The organism is Natrialba sp. PRR66 (genome assembly GCF_034808065.1).
Classification (GTDB): Archaea; Halobacteriota; Halobacteria; order Halobacteriales; family Natrialbaceae; genus Natrialba; species Natrialba aegyptia.
On sequence record NZ_JAXHGN010000278.1, the window covers coordinates 1 to 234 of the forward strand.

General features: G+C 51.3%; 1 protein-coding gene. It reads right to left on the reverse strand.

What is annotated here, in order from left to right:
* Positions 1–234, reverse strand: a 234-nt coding sequence (locus SM755_RS24220) for a hypothetical protein (RefSeq protein ID WP_323174908.1), incomplete at both ends; no start/stop codon positions are given.

Genomic DNA, 234 nt, shown 5'->3' on the forward strand with positions numbered 1-234 from the left:
CCTCATCAACATCCACCCCATATGCCGAAAGCATCTGGTCACAAAGTTCAGAAACACCAGCTCTTGGAAGCGGTTCCAGAGTAAGCTCCTGGATCGCGCTCCAAACACGGTCATCTGGCCGAGCTAGATAATCGAGTTCATCTTTGTATTCGGCCCCCACCGAGCAGAGGAGATACAGCTCAGATTCTTCGGCTGATATGTTGCGGGATAATCGTTGGATGGCTTCACGAACTG